Source organism: Microbacterium sp. NPDC089320 (assembly GCF_040684875.1).
Lineage (GTDB): Bacteria > Actinomycetota > Actinomycetes > Actinomycetales > Microbacteriaceae > Microbacterium.
Window position 1 is genome coordinate 192,600 of record NZ_JBFBGY010000004.1, and the last position, 14,963, is coordinate 207,562.

Consider the following 14,963-nt stretch of genomic DNA (forward strand, 5'->3'; position numbering starts at 1 on the left):
AGCGGTGGTCAGTGGGCGTTTCGCGGTGGGGTCTCAGGACTCCGACGGTGCGAGAGGCAGTTCGAGGCCGTAGTTCCACGACAGGATGGCGGGCTGCTCGCGGTAGAAGCTCAGCACCGAGACGGATCCGGCGTCGAGCGAGATCTGCGCCCCGAAGCGCGGTGCGAGTCGCAGGTACACGGCGGTGAGGATGCGGAGGAAGTGGCCGTGGGCGACGAGCGCCACATCGCCCTCCGTCAGGACCGGCAGCACGCGCGTCAGCACCCGTGAGGCGCGGGCCGCGACCTCCTCGACGGTCTCACCCGGCGTCTCACCGCGGATGACGCCGTGCGTGAAAGCGCTCCAGTCGTAGCCGAGCTCGGCGCGGATGTCCTTCGTGGTGCGCCCCTCGTATCCGCCGTAGTCCCACTCGACGAGTAGCGGATCGACCTCGGCGTGCAGGCCGGCGAGCTCGGCGGTGCGCCGAGCGCGTTCAAGGGGCGAGCAGAGCACGAGCGAGAAGTCGTAATCCGCGACCAGTCGGCCGGCTCCGCGTGCGAGGTCTTCGCCCCGTGCCGTGAGGGGCACGTCGGTGAGCCCCGTGTGCAGACCTTCGCGCGACCACTCGGTCTCGCCGTGGCGCAGCAGGACGAGCTTGCCCGACGGGTTGTCGGGCGCAGGGCGGTCGGGCAGTGGGTCGTTGATCGCGGGCACACCGCAACCGTATGCCCCCGGGCTTTCGAATCGCGCACCTTGCAGAAATGTGGCTACCGAAGTTGCAAAGTGCGCGATTTGAAACGAGGGGCGGAGCGGCGGTGGATGCTGTCAGGCCAGATCCCGGATGCCGAGAACCGCCTCGAGTCCGGTGCGACCCTCGGAGGTCAAGCGCACGGCACGGGTGCCGTCGCGGCGCACGATCCACCCGAGGTCGACACAGCGGTCGAGCAAGGCCGCGCCCAGGCCGCCGGCGAGGTGATCTCGGCGCTGCGTCCAGTCGAGGCACGGCACGATCTCGTGCCGTGCCGACCGCCGGAGCGCGACGAGATCGATGCCGAACTCCTCGCACCACTTCTCTCCGGCGGACGTCAGCCTGGTCGGCTCACTCGGGTCGATCAGGCCGCGCTCGGTGAATTCCTCGGCGACGCGCACACCGACGCGACCCGCCAGGTGGTCGTAGCAGGTGCGGGCGAAGGCGAGCGCACGATCCGCGTCGACCGCCCGCCAGCTCGCCTGCGGTGCAGCCGGCATCCCCAGCGCCGCCAGCGTCTCGACGAGGTGCGCAGTATGCTCATCGCGGATGCGGACATAGCGGTGCCGACCCTGGTGCCGATCCTCGACGAGGTCCGCGCTGCGCAGAACGTGCAGGTGCTCCGTAGCGGTCGATCGGGAGATCCCTGCGTGCGCGGCCAGCTCGGTCGCCGTCCAGGCGCGCCCGTCGAGCATGCCGAGCAGCATGGTCGCCCGGCTCGTGTCTGCGAGAGCCGCCGCCCGCGACGCCAGGACGGCGCCATTGGCTCTGTCGTTCACGCGCGCACACACCTCACCTCCTCACGATACGGGCCGCATCGTTCGGTCGTCGCCGAAGCGTCCGAGCGGGAGGATCGGACGATGCGTGAACACCGGGTTATCACCCCTTCCGTGCTCTACTTCGGCACCCCCGTCGCGGTCGTCTCGTCGGTCAACGGCGACGGTTCAACGAACCTCGCCCCGATCTCCTCCTACTGGGCGCTCGACGACCTGGTTGTGATCGGTCTCGGCGCGTCAGGGCAGACAGCGCGCAACCTGCGTGAGCGTCCGGACCTCATCGTGAACCTCTTCGAGGACGACGCGTGGCAGCAGATCGACGCGCTGGGACGCCTGACCGGAACCCATCCCGTTCCGGCGGACAAGCGCCCGGACTGCCGGTTCGAGGCCGACAAGTTCGCCGCGGTCGGGTGGAAGCCGGTGGAGGCATCCCCGGGCCGACCCGCGCGCATCGCCGAAGCGTCGGTGCACATCGCCGCATCCGTCTCGGCCATCGACGAGGAGCAGGGAGGTCTGGTCGTGGTGCGTGCCCGTGCCGGAGTCGTCCACGCGGACGAGCGGATCGTCGTCGAGGGCACCTCGCATGTCGACCCTCAGCTCTGGCGGCCGCTGATCTACAGCTTCCGTCACTACTTCGGGCTGGGTGTCCGCCGGGGTGTGGCGCCTCACGCGGACGTCCCCTCGGCTTTCGAATCGCGCACTTTGCAGAAATCGGAACCCGAAAACTGCAAAGTGCGCCATTCGAAACGAGAGGAAGAGCCGCTCACGCCCGGGTGATCGTGAACCCGCCGCCTCGCACCCGCACCTTCCCGCCGCCCACCGCCTGACCGCGCTGCGAGCCGTCGGCCTCGTACGCGCGGCCGGAACCGGGCGCGAGCGCCGCCACCCTCTGATCGCGCCGCGTGCCGTTCGCATAGAGCACGGCCGAGCCGGATGCCGTGGCATACACGGCGGTCGACACCGCCGGCTGGATCACGAGGGCGTCGAGTCGTACATCGCCGGTGCTCGTACACCGGACGGTCACTGCGTCGGCGGGCAGGTCGCCGCCGAGCAGCTGCGGCACCAGCATCCCGTCGGCCTCGGTGAGCCCGCGATCGCCGGTTCCGCCCGAACAGGTGCGTGTGCTCCACAGGCGCTTGCGACCCCGGAACACCTCCCACACCGCGTCCCCGGCATCCGGCTTCTGCCTCCAGACGAGACCGTGCAGGATGCCGCCGGCCTCGGTCACGTCGAACTCCACCGACTCGCCCGCAGGCACGTGCACGTACGCGCCGCCCGAGAGGTTGCCCTCGCCGGTCCACGCGCCGCCCTCGGGCCGCACGACCTCGCAGCCCGCCGAGAGTCGCGCGCCTTCGGCGTCGATGACCCGCAGTCCCGCGAACGACGGCAGTCCGGTGATCGACGTCGCGATGCGTGCGATGTCGCGGTTCGCGTCGAGCAGCTGCATCGTGAGCAGGCCGTGGATCGTGGACTCGGCTCCCGAATTGCGGTTCACCCGACCATCGGTCTCGACGCCGTCGAACGTCACGCCGGTCGCTGGATCGTAGACGGGGATCCCGGCGGTGTTCGCGCCGAAGAACCAGCCGGCGGCGAGCCCCGCGAGCACACGCAGCCCTTCGCCGCCCACCGCAGCCGCGGCGACGGCCCCCGCCACCCGTCCATGCGCGCCGTACGCGATCTGCGCCTCGGCGGGCAGTGGCGCCCACGCGTTGTGCGGTCCGCCCGAGGCGAGCACCTGCGGCGTGAACGTCCCGGCATCCGCGATCGCCGCCGCCGTCCACTCTCGACGACCCAGCAGCGCACCCGCGCGACCCAGGGCTTCCGGCGCGGCAGCGCCCCAGGCGTGCCAGAAGCCGAGCGACCCCGTCCACGGCAGCACGGCGCCGAACGGCCAGCCCTTCGTCGGGTCGGTGGCCATCGCGGCGACCCCCTCGCCATAGGTCTGCAGCGCCGAACGGCTGCGCGCGTCGCCGGCCTCCGTCGCGGCGGCGAGCCCGAGCATGGCCTCGGCCGTGGCATCTGCTCCGCCGGCGATCAACCAGGAGGGCAGGTCGCGTCCGTCGCTGCGCACCCGCTGTCCGGCCCGGGACAGCGATTCGCGTCCGAGCGCATCGAGGGCCAGGTGCAGCCGCCCGAGCAGGAATGCCGCGAACTCGGCGTCCTCCCGGCGGAACGCCGCGTATCCCTCGCCGAACGCCCAGACCGAGCGGGCGAGCCAGTACGACTCCGCGGAGTCCGACGGGTCGGGCAGCTCGACGGGTATCGCGCTGGGATTCAGGGTGCCGTCCTCCTGCTGCCACAGCACCACGCGGCCGGCATTCGGTCCGCTCGTGGTCTGTAGGAAGGCCAGCGACCTCAGCACATCGCGCGCCTCATCGCGGGACTGCACGTCACCGGTCGCCGTCCATTCTCGGAGGAACACGACGGCCGCGCGGGCGATGTCGTCGGCGTTGTAGGCGCCCTGGGTCCAGTGCCCGGTCGCGGCGTCACGGGTTCCGCCGCCGACCGGTCGGTAGCCGCCGGCGCCGTCGGTGTCGGCATACGTCCACGGAGCCCGCACGGTCGGCGAGGTCTCGATCGCGAACGTCGTGTGCGTGGGCGAGGCGACCACGGGCACTTCCGCGAGCAGGAACCGCAGATGGGCGAGGTTCGTGAGCCGCGCACCCGTCGATCCGGTGGCGCTCGGCCAGCCGGACAGGCCGAGCGGTCGCGCGGATGCGGCGGCCTGGCCGACCGCGGCATCCGTCGGCAGCAGGGCGAGTGCGGACGTGGCGGCCGCGGCGGTCAGGAACGTGCGACGCGAGATGGCCATGTCATCACTCCTCGCGGGCGCCCGGATCGACGGCGCCCGAGCCGGCGCCCGAGCCGCCGGCATCCCGTAGCGCCCGGCCCCACGGCTCTGCGGGGTCGTGGATCGCGACAGCCAGCGTCGTGTCGGACTGCCCGTAGTACGCGAACCACTTGCCGCGGAACTTCACGAGACCCTCGACGAACGTCACGTTCGAGACGAGTCCGTTGAGGTCCTCGAACGTTTGCGGCCGCAGCCAGGGCTCCTGCAGTCGCGCGATCACCTTCGTCGGCTCGTCCGGGTCGATCGCGATCTGACCGCACCGGTAGTCGACGTCGACCGAGCCGTCGTCGTTGATCGTCCGCGTCGCCCCGTTCGTCAGCATCACGAGCAGCCCGTTGTCGGTGACCACAGGCGAGGTGCCGATCTCGACGAGGGCTTCGTCCCAGGTGCCGGGGGTGGGGGAGTACATCGGCTCGGTGTCGGGCGTGCCCGGCGTCCAGTGGATGAGGTCGTCGCTGGTCGCCCAGTAGATGCCGCCCTCGCCGAAGTACATCCACCACTTTCCGTGCATCTTCTGCGGCACGATGACCCCGGCCTTCGACCAGTTGAAACCGCGCGGGTCCATGGTCTTGAACGTGTCGAAGTCGTCGAACAGCGGGCCGTGCTTGGTCCAGGTGCGCAGGTCGGTCGAGGTGGCGAGGCACAGCTGCGCGCTGCGGCGATCCCACCCGGTGTAGGTCAGGTAGTACGTGCCGTCGATCAGGGCGATGCGCGGGTCCTCGCATCCGAAGGTCTCGTAGTCCTCTGACGGCGAGAGAATCGGCGCGTCCTCGCGTTCGAAGTTCACGCCGTCGCGGGACCGCGCAATGCCGATGTGCGACACGATGTCGTCGGCGTGCGCGCGGTACAGCAGCACGACCTCGTCTCCGTCGACGAGAGCTGCCGGGTTGTAGAGGTTCGCGGATTCCCAGCTGTCGCCCTTGGGACGCAGGATCGGGTTGCCCTCGTAGGGCGTGAAGGGTCCGAGGGGGAAGGATGCTCCGGTGAACATGGGGGTCCTTTCGAGTGGTCTGAGGGGTCGGGTCAGCCCTTGACGGCTGCGCCGAGGTCGGTGGCCTGGAAGAAGCGCTGGAACACGATGAACAGGATCACGACGGGGAACGCGAGTGCCGTGGCCCCCGCGAGGATCGCGCCGTTGGGGTTCGCCGTCGACTGCGCGACGTTGGAGATGTAGTTCGCGAGCGACACGGCCAGCGGCTGCAGCGACGCATCCTTCGTGATGAGGAACGGCCAGAGGAACTCGTTCCATGGACCGATGAACGTGACGAGCACCACGGTCACGAGCACGGGCTTGATCAGCGGGATCGCGACCGAGGTGAGCAGACGGATCTCGCCGGCGCCGTCGATGCGCGCCGCTTCGAAGATCTCGACGGGCAGCGCCTTGAAGAACTGCACGAAGATGAACACCGCCGTCGTGTTGATGAGGAACGGCAGGATCATGCCCATGTACGAGTCGCCGAGGCCGTAGTTGCGGGTGATCTGCACATAGAGCGGGATCATCAGCAGCTGGAACGGCACCATCTGCACGAGCAGCATCAGCACCCAGATCACGCCTCGACCACGGAAGTCGAGTCGCGCGATCGCGTAGCCGGCGAGCAGTCCGAAGACGACGGTGCCCAGCAGCACTCCCGCGGTGAAGATCAGGGAGTTCAGCAGCGAGCCGACGAGATCGATGCGGGAGTCGATCGCGAGGAAGTTGTCGACCGTCCACCCGCTCGTCGGGAAGAGCTCGCTCGGGGAGTTCGTCGGGTTCGCCTGGAACGCCCCGACGAGCATGAAGTAGAACGGGAAGGCGAAGCCGATGGCCGCGACCGTGAGCAGGATGATGCTCAGGATGCGGGGCAGTGAACGCGTGCGTCTCATGGTCATCGCTCCCTGGTGGCGCGGTTGGCGGCGAGCGACAGCAGGCCGACGAGGACCACGAGGATCATGCCGATCGCTGCCGCTGTGTCGGGGTTCTGCTGCTGGATGCCGAGCTGATAGATCAGCAGCACGGGTGTCGAGGAGGCGCCGTCGGGGCCGCCGCCGTTCGTCAGCAGGTACGGTTCGGTGAAGAGGTTGGCTCCCGTGATGATCGACAGGATCAGCACCAGCGTCGTCGCGCTGCGCACGCCGGGGACCGTCACGTTCCAGAAGCGTGAGAAGGCCCCCGCGCCGTCGGTCTCGGCCGATTCGTACAGCTCCTTCGGCACGTTCTGCAGCGCCGCGAGGTACAGCAGGATGTAGAAGCCCAGTTGCTTCCAGGTGACGTAGAGCGCGATCATCGGCATCGCGAGCCCGCTGTTCACGAGCCACGACGGATCGGGGGCGAGCGGGCCGAGGATGGTGTTGATCAGACCGTTGCCCGAGAAGAGCAGCATCCACACGCCGACGAGCGAGACGCTCGCCGTGAGGTACGGCACGTAGAACGCCACGCGGTAGGCGGCGACCCAGCGGATGCCGGTGTTCAGCGCCGCGGCGAGCACGAGGGCCAGCACCGCGGTGAGGGGCACGTTGATGACGAGGAAGACCAGCGTGTTGCGGAACGACCCGAGCACGCGAGGATCCGTGAGCACGGTGACGAAGTTGTCGAAGCCCACGAACGGGCGATCGACCTCGACGTTGGGGGCGGTGAAGAAGTAATCGTGGAAGGCGATGTACACCGCGAAACCCAGGGGGAACGCGAAGATCGCCAGCACGAACACCAGATACGGCAGCGCGAACAGGCCGCCGATCGGCTGCGCGCCCAGGATGCGGGTGCGCAGCCGACCCCTCTGTGGCCGCGGGGGCGGCGCGGCCGGGGCGGCAGTGCCCCCGGCCACGTCCGCGACCGCGTCGTCTCGGAGCGTCACGACGTCACTCGGCGACGAGGTCGTCGATCTTCGTGCTCGCGGTCTTCAGGAAGTCGTCGATCGACTCCTTGCCGAAGATCACCGAGGCGGAGTACTCGTCGCGGAAGGCCTGCCAGGCCTCGACGGAGTTCGGGATGCTGGGCACATCAGCCGTCGCTTCGGCCTGCTCGGCGAATGCGACGTAGTTCGGGTTCGCGTCGAAGTAGTCGGCGTACGTCTCGGTGAGGTCGGTGCGCATCGGCATCTGTCCTGTGGCCTCCAGCAGCTGCCCGTCGCTGTCGACGCTCGTCGAGAACTTCAGGAACTCCCACGCCGTGCCCTGGTTCTCGCACGCGGTGAACATCGAGACGCTCTTCGAGTCGGCGAAGGTCGTCGGGTTCTCGCGGCCGTCGCTGGTCGGAACCGGCATGAAGCCGACGTCGACCGTCTCGGCGTACGAGGGGATCGCCCACGGACCCGCGAGCTGCATGGCTGTGGTGCCGGCCGACATCGCGTCGTCGGTCGACGCCTCGTTCGGCGAGAGCTTCTCGTCGTAGAAGGTCTTCCAGAACTCGGCGACCGTGCGGCCGGCATCCGAGTCGACCGTCGCCTTGCCGTCTTCGACGAGCATCGTGCCGTCGGTCTCGGCGAGGTACAGCGGGTAGAAGTCGAACCACGGCTGGTAGAACTCGCTGGTCGGAGCGGGCCAGATCGCGCTCTGCACGCCGGAGTCGACGATTTTGCGGGAGCCCTCCAGGAACGCGTCGTACGTGTTCATCTGCGGGTCTTCAGGATCGATGCCGGCGGCCTGGAACAGCGCCTTGTTGTACATGACCATGACCGGGTTCGACTTCCACGGCAGCTGGTAGAAGCTGCCGTCGGTCGCATACGAGTCGACGTCGCCCCCGCGCTCGGTGATGTAGTCGCTGCCGCCCTCCATGGTGCTGAGGTCGACGAGTCCGCCCTGCTTGACCCAGCCCGAGACCGCTGCCGGAGCCACGTTGTAGACGAGGCAAGGCGCGGTGCCGGCGGTGATCGCGGCGGTGATGGCCTCCTCCGACGACGAGCCCGCGGGGATCTCCTGAGCGTTGACCTTCTCGTCGGGGTGCTCGGCGTTCCAGGCGTCGACGACGGCGGTGCCCCAGGCGACCTCCTGCTCGTTGTTCGACAGCCAGATGTCGATGGATCCGGTGCCGTCGGCCGAGGCGTCGCCGCCCCCGCCTCCTGACGAGCATCCGGTGGCGACGAGCGCGACGGCTCCCACGAGTGCTGCTGCGCGGATCTGCTTCTTCATGTTGTCCTCCTTGACGCGATGGTTCGGGTGATCGTCTAGCGGGTGGTGCTCTCCCGGAAGTGCACGACGTTGCAGTCGACGACCTCGGTGCGCGGCTCGGCGCCGAGGATGTCTGCCTGCAGCAGGCGGGCCGCCGCACGACCACGCGCGGCAGGGCCCGACGAGACGCTCGTGAGAGCAGGGGAGAGGTGGGCGGAGAGATGGTCGTCATCGAAGCCGGCGATCGCGAGATCGCGGGGGATGCTGAGGCCGCTCGAGCGTGCATACGACAGGCCGGCGATCGCCATCGTGTCGTTGGAGTAGAGGATCGCGGTGGGGCGGTCGGGCAGCGCGAGCAGTTCGGCGGTGCGCTCGCGACCGCTCGATGCGGTGAAGTCGCCCTCGCGCAGCAGCGCGTCACCGCCCACGGCGTCGGTGTAGGCATCCGCTCGCACCCGGGAGTGCACGTAGTCGAGCGGGCCCGAGACGTGCGCGATGCGCTCGTGCCCGTCGGCGCGCAGGTGGGCGATGATCTCGCGCACGGGTGCGGCGTCGTCGGTGCGCACGCACGAGAACCGGGTGGGCTGCTCGTAGGCGCCCACCAGCACGGCGGGCAGGTCGAGCTCTTCGAGCAGCGGCACGCGCCAGTCGTCGTTGCGCAGATCGAGGAGAAGGGCACCGTCGGCGCGGCCGTGGCTGAGCGAGCGATAGGCGCGCTCTTCGGCTGCGCGATCGGGCACCACCTGCAGGATCAGGGCCGTCTCGGTCTCGGCGAGCACCGACTCGACGCCCGCGATGAATGCGGGGAAGAACGAGTCGTTGGCGATGACCTCGGGGTCGCGGGCCAGCACCACGGCGAGGGCGTTGGCCTTCTGGGTGGCCAGGGCACGGGCGCTCTGGCTGGGCACCCAGTTCAGCCTCTCGGCCGCAGCGAGCACCTTGGCCCGGGTGTCGTCGGAGATGGGCCGCTTGCCGCTCATGGCGTGCGAGACGGTGGCCTTGGTGACGCCGGCCTCGCGGGCGACGTCGGCGATCGTCGTGCGGCTCATGCCACCTCCTCGTGGAACGTCGTTCATCGTAGGCATTCGGCGATGACGGATCTAACCGGTTTGACGAATGCGCGTGCACCGAGTGTAAACCGGTTTGACGGCATCCGTCAACGCCCCTCCCGCCTTTCGAATCGCGCACTTTGCAGAAATCCCGCCCCCGCATTTGCAAAGTGCGCGATTTGAAACCGGGGGGGGAGCTCCCGTCAGACGAACGAGACGGTCTGCTGCAGCCGGGTGCGGACGTCGAACAGCTCGTTGCCGCCGATCGCGCGCGCGCCGGGCACGCCCTGACGCAGCACCATGGCCAGCGCACTGCGCCGCACGACCACGACGGGAACTCCCCGGCTGCTGCCGAGCGGGGTCACGGCCTGCGCGAGGTCGTCATCGGGCAGCACCATGATGAGGCCGCCGAACTTCACCCTCGCAGCCTTCGCGACAGCACGCATGCGGGCGAGCGCCGCGGTGACGGGGGCGCGCGTGCCGAGGCTCGGGCCGGTGATCTCGCCGCGGCGGAATCCGACGACACCGCCGAAGTCCTCGGACATGGCCCCGTAGAGACCCGAGGGGCTGAGGATGACATGGTCGAGCTTGTCGTCGGGATCCGCGCCCGTCGCGACGTCGTGCCACACCGTGAAGCCCATGCCGAGGGCGCTCACGGTGCGGGCGGTCGCCTCTTCGGCGAGAGCGTCGGCGAGCAGGCGGCGCAGGTCGCGCGGCGCCGACCGCACGAGCGCCGGGTCGTAGGGGTCGGGCACCTCGACGCCGCGGCCGGCCCACTCGCGGATCAGCGACAGGTAGCGCTCACGGCGCCAACCGCCGGGGTGGCCGTACGAGCGCGCCCGGGGCCGTGTATCGGTGCGCGTCGCCGATTGCGGCCGCCAGCCGTTCCACGCCGGTTCTGCCGGGATGCCGGGGTGCGCGCCGGAGCGACGATCGTATGCCGCGCGGCCTTCGGGAGTGCCGATCAGCTCCCACGCGCGCTGCACCTGGATGAACACGGCAGCGTCCCCGCCGGTGTCGGGATGGGTCTGGCGCAGTCGCAGACGATACGCGCGGCGCAGTTCGCCGTCATCGACGGTCGGGTCCACGCCGAGGATCTCGTAGGCGGAGGCCGAGAGCGGGCTGTCGAACATCGCTCTCCTTCCGAGATCGCGGCATCCAGAATATCCGGGCGCTGTTGTGGATCAGCCGGGGACGTCGACGATGCGCTCCGCGCCGGTCACGGGCACCACCGACCCGGCGGATGCCGCGGCGATGTCGTCGGCGAGCCGGCCGAGCTCGTCGGCAGGAACCCAGGCCTCCAGTGTGACCAGCGCCCCGTACCGAGGGTCGCCGAGCGTCGCTCCGTGATGCAGCACCCACTCGCGCAGCAGGTTGTCGAACCGCCCGGCATCCGCGTGCGAGACGTCGAACGTCACCTGGGTGAGCGACCGCCTGTGCACCGCCGCCGCGCGATCGAGTGCTTCCGACACCGCGGTCGAGTACGCGCGCACGAGTCCGCCGGCGCCGAGCTTCACCCCGCCGAAGTACCGCGTCACCACCGCCACCACGTCGGTCAGCTCGCGCCGGCGCAACACCTCGAGCATCGGCACCCCCGCGGTTCCCGACGGCTCGCCGTCATCGGATGATCGTGCCTGATCGCCGAGCAGGCCGGTGACCATCGCGGTGCAGTGGTGCCTGGCATCCCACCACTGCTTGCGCACGCGCGCGATGACGGCATCCGCGTCGTCGACCGAGGAGACCGGCTCGACGGTCGCGATGAACCGCGACTTCTTGATGACGAGCTCGTGCTCCACGGGCGCCGCGATCGTCGCCGGGTAGGCTCGCGCGCTCACTCCGTCGAGTCGTCGCGCAGGTACGCGATGTGCGCGGCGTGACGGGTCAGGTGGTTCTGCCACTTCCGCACGAACAGCCACGCGACGAGGAGGAGCACGAACCAGATCGGTGTCACGAGAAGCGCGGTGAGCGTGTCGGGCTGCGTCGTGAGAGCCCACACGATGAACACGAAGAACGCGAGCACGACGTAGACCATGACGATGCCGCCCGGCATCCGGAAGGTCGACGCCGCGACCTTCTCGGGCCGCCGGCGCCGGTAGACGAGGTAGCTGCACAGGAAGATCGTCCACACGAACATGAAGCAGAGCGCCGAGACCGTGGTGACCATCGAGAACGCGGTGATGATGTTGTCGCCCGCATAGATCAGCACGACCCCCGAGAGCAGCAGGATGCACGACAGGAACAGGGCGTTCTGCGGCACGCGGCGCTTGGACAGGCGACCGAAGAGGCGCGGCGCGTCGCCGTCCTGGGCGAGGCCGAACACCATGCGCGAGGTCGAGTAGATGCCGGAGTTCGCGCTCGACATGGCCGAGGTCAGCACGACGAGGTTGACGACGGTCGCAGCGATGCCCAGACCCGCGAGTGCGAACATCGCGATGAAGGGACTCTCGTCGGCGACGTACTCGGTCCACGGGGTGACGGCCATGAGGATCACCAGGGCGCCCACGTAGAAGAGGAGGATGCGGATGGGGATCGCGTTGATCGCCTTGGGCAGGTTCTTCTCGGGATCCTTGGTCTCGGCCGCGGCGGTGCCGACGAGCTCGACGCCCACGAACGCGAAGACGGCGATCTGGAATCCGGCCACGAAGCCCATGAAGCCGTGCGGGAACATCCCGCCGTGGTCCCACAGGTTCGACAGGCTCGCGGTGCCCGCGTCGTGCTGGAAGCCGGTGACGATCATCACGATGCCGGTGATGATGAGGGCGACGATCGCGACGATCTTGATGAGCGCGAACCAGAACTCCATCTCCCCGAAGGCGGCGACCGTGGGCAGGTTGAGCGCGAGCAGGATCACGACGACGAGCACGCCGGGGATCCACAGCTGGATGCCGGGGATCAGGACGTTCGTGTACCCGGCGATCGCGATGACATCGGCGACCCCGGTCACGACCCAGCAGAACCAGTACGTCCAGCCGGTGAAGAACCCCGCCCACGGACCGAGCAGATCACTGGCGAAGTCGCTGAACGACTTGTACTTGAGGTTCGACAGCAGAAGCTCGCCCATCGCCCGCATGACGAAGAAGAGCATGAAGCCGATGATCATGTAGACGAAGATCACCGAGGGGCCCGCGACAGAGATCGTCTTGCCGCTGCCCATGAAGAGGCCCGTGCCGATCGCTCCGCCGATCGCGAGCAGCTGGATGTGCCGGTTGCTCAGTGCTCGCTTCAGGTGCTGCTCGTCGCCGTCGGCGGTGGCATCCACCCCGACGGATCCACCCGTCTTCTCTGTCGTCATCGCTCGAACCTCCGGTGTTCCGTGCCGCGTCCCGCTGCGGCATCCTTCCGACGGTACTTCGCAAACTGACCTATGTCCCAACCGAATCGATTCGATATCCTGGTACGACCCCCGATCATCCCCCAGTTCTGCGAGCCGCTCCTCTCATGGCCACCTCTCTCACCACGGGCCGTCCGTGGCGTGTCATCCTGTCGTTCTCCATCCCGCTGCTGCTCGGCAACGTCGTGCAGCAGATGTACCAGTTCGCCGATGCCGTCGTCGTCGGCCGACACCTCGGCGTCGAATCCCTCGCCGCCGTCGGCGCCACGGGCAGCCTGCTGTTCCTACTGATCGGCTTCGCCTGGGGCCTGACCAGCGGTTTCGCGATCCCCATCGCGCAGGCGTTCGGCGCGGGTGACGGCGCGGCCGTGCGCCGCTCGGTCGCGACCGGAGTGATCCTGACGGGCATCACGAGCGTCGTGCTCACGATCGTCGCGCCGCTCATCGCGGAACCCGTGCTCACGCTCCTGCAGACCCCTCCCGAGCTCATGCCCGAGGCGATCGTCTTCACCCAGATCAGCTTCCTCGGTGCCAGCGCGACGATGTTCTTCAACTACCTCTCGGCGATCATCCGCGCCATCGGCGACTCTCGCACGCCGCTCATCTTCCTGACCGTGTCGTGCGCGCTCAACGTCGGCCTCGTGATCCTGATGGTCGGCCCGCTCGAGTGGGGTGTCGGCGGCGCGGCCCTCGCGACCGTGGTGGCCCAGGCCGTCTCGGTCGCACTGTGCCTCGAGTTCGTGCGCCGCAGACTGCCGATGCTGCACCTGCGTCGCCCCGACTGGCGCGTCACCCGCGATGACATCAGGGAGCACCTGCGCCTCGGTCTGCCGATGGGGTTCCAGGCATCGATTATCGCGATCGGCACCCTCGTCGTGCAGGTGGCGCTCAACACCCTCGGCTCCGATGCCGTCGCGGCCTATACGACGGCATCGCGCGTCGACGGCCTTGCGGTCGCGTTCCTCTCGTCTCTCGGTCTCGCGTCGTCGATGTACACGGCGCAGAACCTGGGTGGTCGCCGCCCTGACCGCATCCGCCGGGGGGTCGTCGAGGCCACCTGGATGGCGATCGCCGCGGGCATCGCACTCGGCGTCATCATCGTCGCGTTCGGCTCGCCGCTGGTGCGGCTGTTCGTCGGCGACGGGGCCGAAGCGGATGAGGTCGTGCGACTCGCGCACCTCATGCTGATCATCAACGGATGCGGATACTGGGCCCTCGGGGTGCTGTTCGTGCTCCGCGGCGCGCTGCAGGGTCTCGGACACACCCTCATCCCCACCGTCACGGGCGTGATCGAGCTCGTGATGCGCGTGGGCGCCGCGGTCGTGCTCGGAGCCCTCATCGGATTCGAGGGCGTCGCGCTCAGCAACCCTCTGGCCTGGCTCGGCGCGATCGTGCTGCTCGTGCCGGCTTATGTGCGCGCCCACCGCGATCTCGCCCGGATGCCGGTCGACCCCGTGGAGTCGACCGAGACGTCGGCGATGGCGATCATCGGTCCGACCGACGGCTCGATGGTCGTCGACGCGGTCGTCACCCAGCCGGTGCGAGTGGTCAGGAGGTCGCGGTTCGCGCGGCTGACGCGCCGCTGAACAACGCGTCACGGTTGGGGAACATCATCCTTCAGATGGATGCCCGGAATGCCACCACTTCGTAATCTTGGTGATGCGGAGATTCCGCGGACCGGGGGGTCGTCATGACATCGTCAAGGATGGCAAACGAACTGGCATCGATACTGGTGCCGATCGGAGTGGTGGGGGCCGTGCTCGCGGCGCTGTGCGCGATCGTGGCCGGCGTCGCGATCATGCGGGGAGCGGCAGGACTCGCAGGCGGAGCGGTGGGTCTGTGGATCCCGAGCGCGATGCTCAGCTTCACCGCATCGTTCGCGAACCAGTGGACGCCGCTGCTCGTCTCCGGCGTCGTGCTCGTCGCGATGCTGGTGATCGGAGCGGTGGTGCGCGGGGTCGTGAACGCGGGTGAACCGGCGCGCGAGTCCGCCCGAGCGGCGCGGATCCAGGCGCTCGTCGACGCCCCGGAACCGGCCGTCGCTCCGAAGGCCACGAAGGCGCCGAGCACCGGCAGCCTGCCCGCGCTCGCGGGCTGAGCGACCCGGCCGAGCCGAGGGGCGATTCGCCGCCGCTCAGCGGTAGTC

The 14,963-nt window shown here is 69.0% G+C and carries 14 protein-coding genes; 3 read left to right on the forward strand and 11 right to left on the reverse strand.

Going from position 1 to position 14,963, the window contains the following annotated elements:
• Positions 1-33: 33 nt before the first annotated feature.
• Positions 34-693, reverse strand: coding sequence for a histidine phosphatase family protein (locus tag AB0N61_RS12725; protein ID WP_363364554.1), 660 nt, complete (start codon positions 691-693; stop codon positions 34-36).
• A 111-nt stretch (positions 694-804) separates the two neighbouring features.
• Positions 805-1,506: a helix-turn-helix domain-containing protein gene (locus AB0N61_RS12730; RefSeq protein ID WP_363364556.1), complete on the reverse strand. Its 702-nt coding sequence runs from the start codon at positions 1,504-1,506 to the stop codon at positions 805-807.
• An 81-nt stretch (positions 1,507-1,587) separates the two neighbouring features.
• Between AB0N61_RS12730 and AB0N61_RS12735 the strand changes: the two genes are divergently transcribed.
• Positions 1,588-2,280 (forward strand): flavin reductase family protein, encoded by a 693-nt coding sequence (locus AB0N61_RS12735; protein WP_363364558.1) that lies wholly within the window; start codon positions 1,588-1,590, stop codon positions 2,278-2,280.
• Here AB0N61_RS12735 and AB0N61_RS12740 read toward each other — a convergent pair.
• From AB0N61_RS12740 to cycA, 9 genes are all read right to left on the reverse strand, one after another.
• Positions 2,267-4,315: a hypothetical protein gene (locus tag AB0N61_RS12740; RefSeq protein WP_363364560.1), complete on the reverse strand. Its 2,049-nt coding sequence runs from the start codon at positions 4,313-4,315 to the stop codon at positions 2,267-2,269. The genes AB0N61_RS12735 and AB0N61_RS12740 overlap by 14 nt on opposite strands.
• Positions 4,316-4,319: 4 nt before the next feature.
• On the reverse strand, positions 4,320-5,345 hold the full coding sequence (locus AB0N61_RS12745) for a glycoside hydrolase family 130 protein (RefSeq protein ID WP_363364562.1): 1,026 nt from the start codon (positions 5,343-5,345) through the stop codon (positions 4,320-4,322).
• 32 nt (positions 5,346-5,377) lie between these two features.
• On the reverse strand, positions 5,378-6,217 hold the full coding sequence (locus AB0N61_RS12750; RefSeq protein ID WP_363364563.1) for a carbohydrate ABC transporter permease: 840 nt from the start codon (positions 6,215-6,217) through the stop codon (positions 5,378-5,380).
• A gap of 2 nt (positions 6,218-6,219) precedes the next feature.
• Positions 6,220-7,098, reverse strand: coding sequence for a sugar ABC transporter permease (locus AB0N61_RS12755; protein WP_167948440.1), 879 nt, complete (start codon positions 7,096-7,098; stop codon positions 6,220-6,222).
• A gap of 91 nt (positions 7,099-7,189) precedes the next feature.
• Positions 7,190-8,458, reverse strand: coding sequence for an extracellular solute-binding protein (locus tag AB0N61_RS12760; protein ID WP_363364564.1), 1,269 nt, complete (start codon positions 8,456-8,458; stop codon positions 7,190-7,192).
• Between the two features lie 35 nt (positions 8,459-8,493).
• A complete protein-coding gene (locus AB0N61_RS12765; protein ID WP_363364565.1) occupies positions 8,494-9,486 on the reverse strand; it encodes a LacI family DNA-binding transcriptional regulator in 993 nt (330 codons plus the stop codon).
• Positions 9,487-9,689: 203 nt separating this feature from the next.
• Complete coding sequence (locus tag AB0N61_RS12770) at positions 9,690-10,619, reverse strand: DnaJ domain-containing protein (protein ID WP_363364567.1); 930 nt, start codon at positions 10,617-10,619, stop codon at positions 9,690-9,692.
• 51 nt (positions 10,620-10,670) lie between these two features.
• Positions 10,671-11,321, reverse strand: a complete 651-nt coding sequence (locus tag AB0N61_RS12775) for a YigZ family protein (RefSeq protein WP_363364569.1) — start codon at positions 11,319-11,321, stop codon at positions 10,671-10,673.
• On the reverse strand, positions 11,318-12,778 hold the full coding sequence (gene cycA, locus AB0N61_RS12780; protein ID WP_363364571.1) for a D-serine/D-alanine/glycine transporter: 1,461 nt from the start codon (positions 12,776-12,778) through the stop codon (positions 11,318-11,320). The genes AB0N61_RS12775 and cycA overlap by 4 nt, the downstream gene beginning before the upstream one ends.
• 146 nt (positions 12,779-12,924) lie before the next feature.
• Here cycA and AB0N61_RS12785 point away from each other — a divergent pair, with 146 nt between their 5' ends.
• The gene (locus AB0N61_RS12785; protein WP_363364574.1) at positions 12,925-14,403 is read left to right on the forward strand and encodes an MATE family efflux transporter; all 1,479 of its coding nucleotides are present in this window, start codon (positions 12,925-12,927) and stop codon (positions 14,401-14,403) included.
• A gap of 119 nt (positions 14,404-14,522) precedes the next feature.
• Positions 14,523-14,915 (forward strand): hypothetical protein, encoded by a 393-nt coding sequence (locus tag AB0N61_RS12790; protein WP_363364577.1) that lies wholly within the window; start codon positions 14,523-14,525, stop codon positions 14,913-14,915.
• Positions 14,916-14,963: the final 48 nt, after the last annotated feature.

Bases quoted from the DNA above. Each gene is read 5' to 3' on its own strand.
- AB0N61_RS12735 (WP_363364558.1), top strand. From the start codon at position 1,588: ATGCGTGAACACCGGGTTATCACCCCTTCCGTGCTCTACTTCGGCACC.
- AB0N61_RS12740 (WP_363364560.1), bottom strand. From the start codon at position 4,315: ATGGCCATCTCGCGTCGCACGTTCCTGACCGCCGCGGCCGCCACGTCC.
- AB0N61_RS12745 (WP_363364562.1), bottom strand. From the start codon at position 5,345: ATGTTCACCGGAGCATCCTTCCCCCTCGGACCCTTCACGCCCTACGAG.
- AB0N61_RS12750 (WP_363364563.1), bottom strand. From the start codon at position 6,217: ATGAGACGCACGCGTTCACTGCCCCGCATCCTGAGCATCATCCTGCTC.
- AB0N61_RS12760 (WP_363364564.1), bottom strand. From the start codon at position 8,458: ATGAAGAAGCAGATCCGCGCAGCAGCACTCGTGGGAGCCGTCGCGCTC.
- AB0N61_RS12765 (WP_363364565.1), bottom strand. From the start codon at position 9,486: ATGAGCCGCACGACGATCGCCGACGTCGCCCGCGAGGCCGGCGTCACC.
- AB0N61_RS12770 (WP_363364567.1), bottom strand. From the start codon at position 10,619: ATGTTCGACAGCCCGCTCTCGGCCTCCGCCTACGAGATCCTCGGCGTG.
- cycA (WP_363364571.1), bottom strand. From the start codon at position 12,778: ATGACGACAGAGAAGACGGGTGGATCCGTCGGGGTGGATGCCACCGCC.
- AB0N61_RS12785 (WP_363364574.1), top strand. From the start codon at position 12,925: ATGGCCACCTCTCTCACCACGGGCCGTCCGTGGCGTGTCATCCTGTCG.
- AB0N61_RS12790 (WP_363364577.1), top strand. From the start codon at position 14,523: ATGGCAAACGAACTGGCATCGATACTGGTGCCGATCGGAGTGGTGGGG.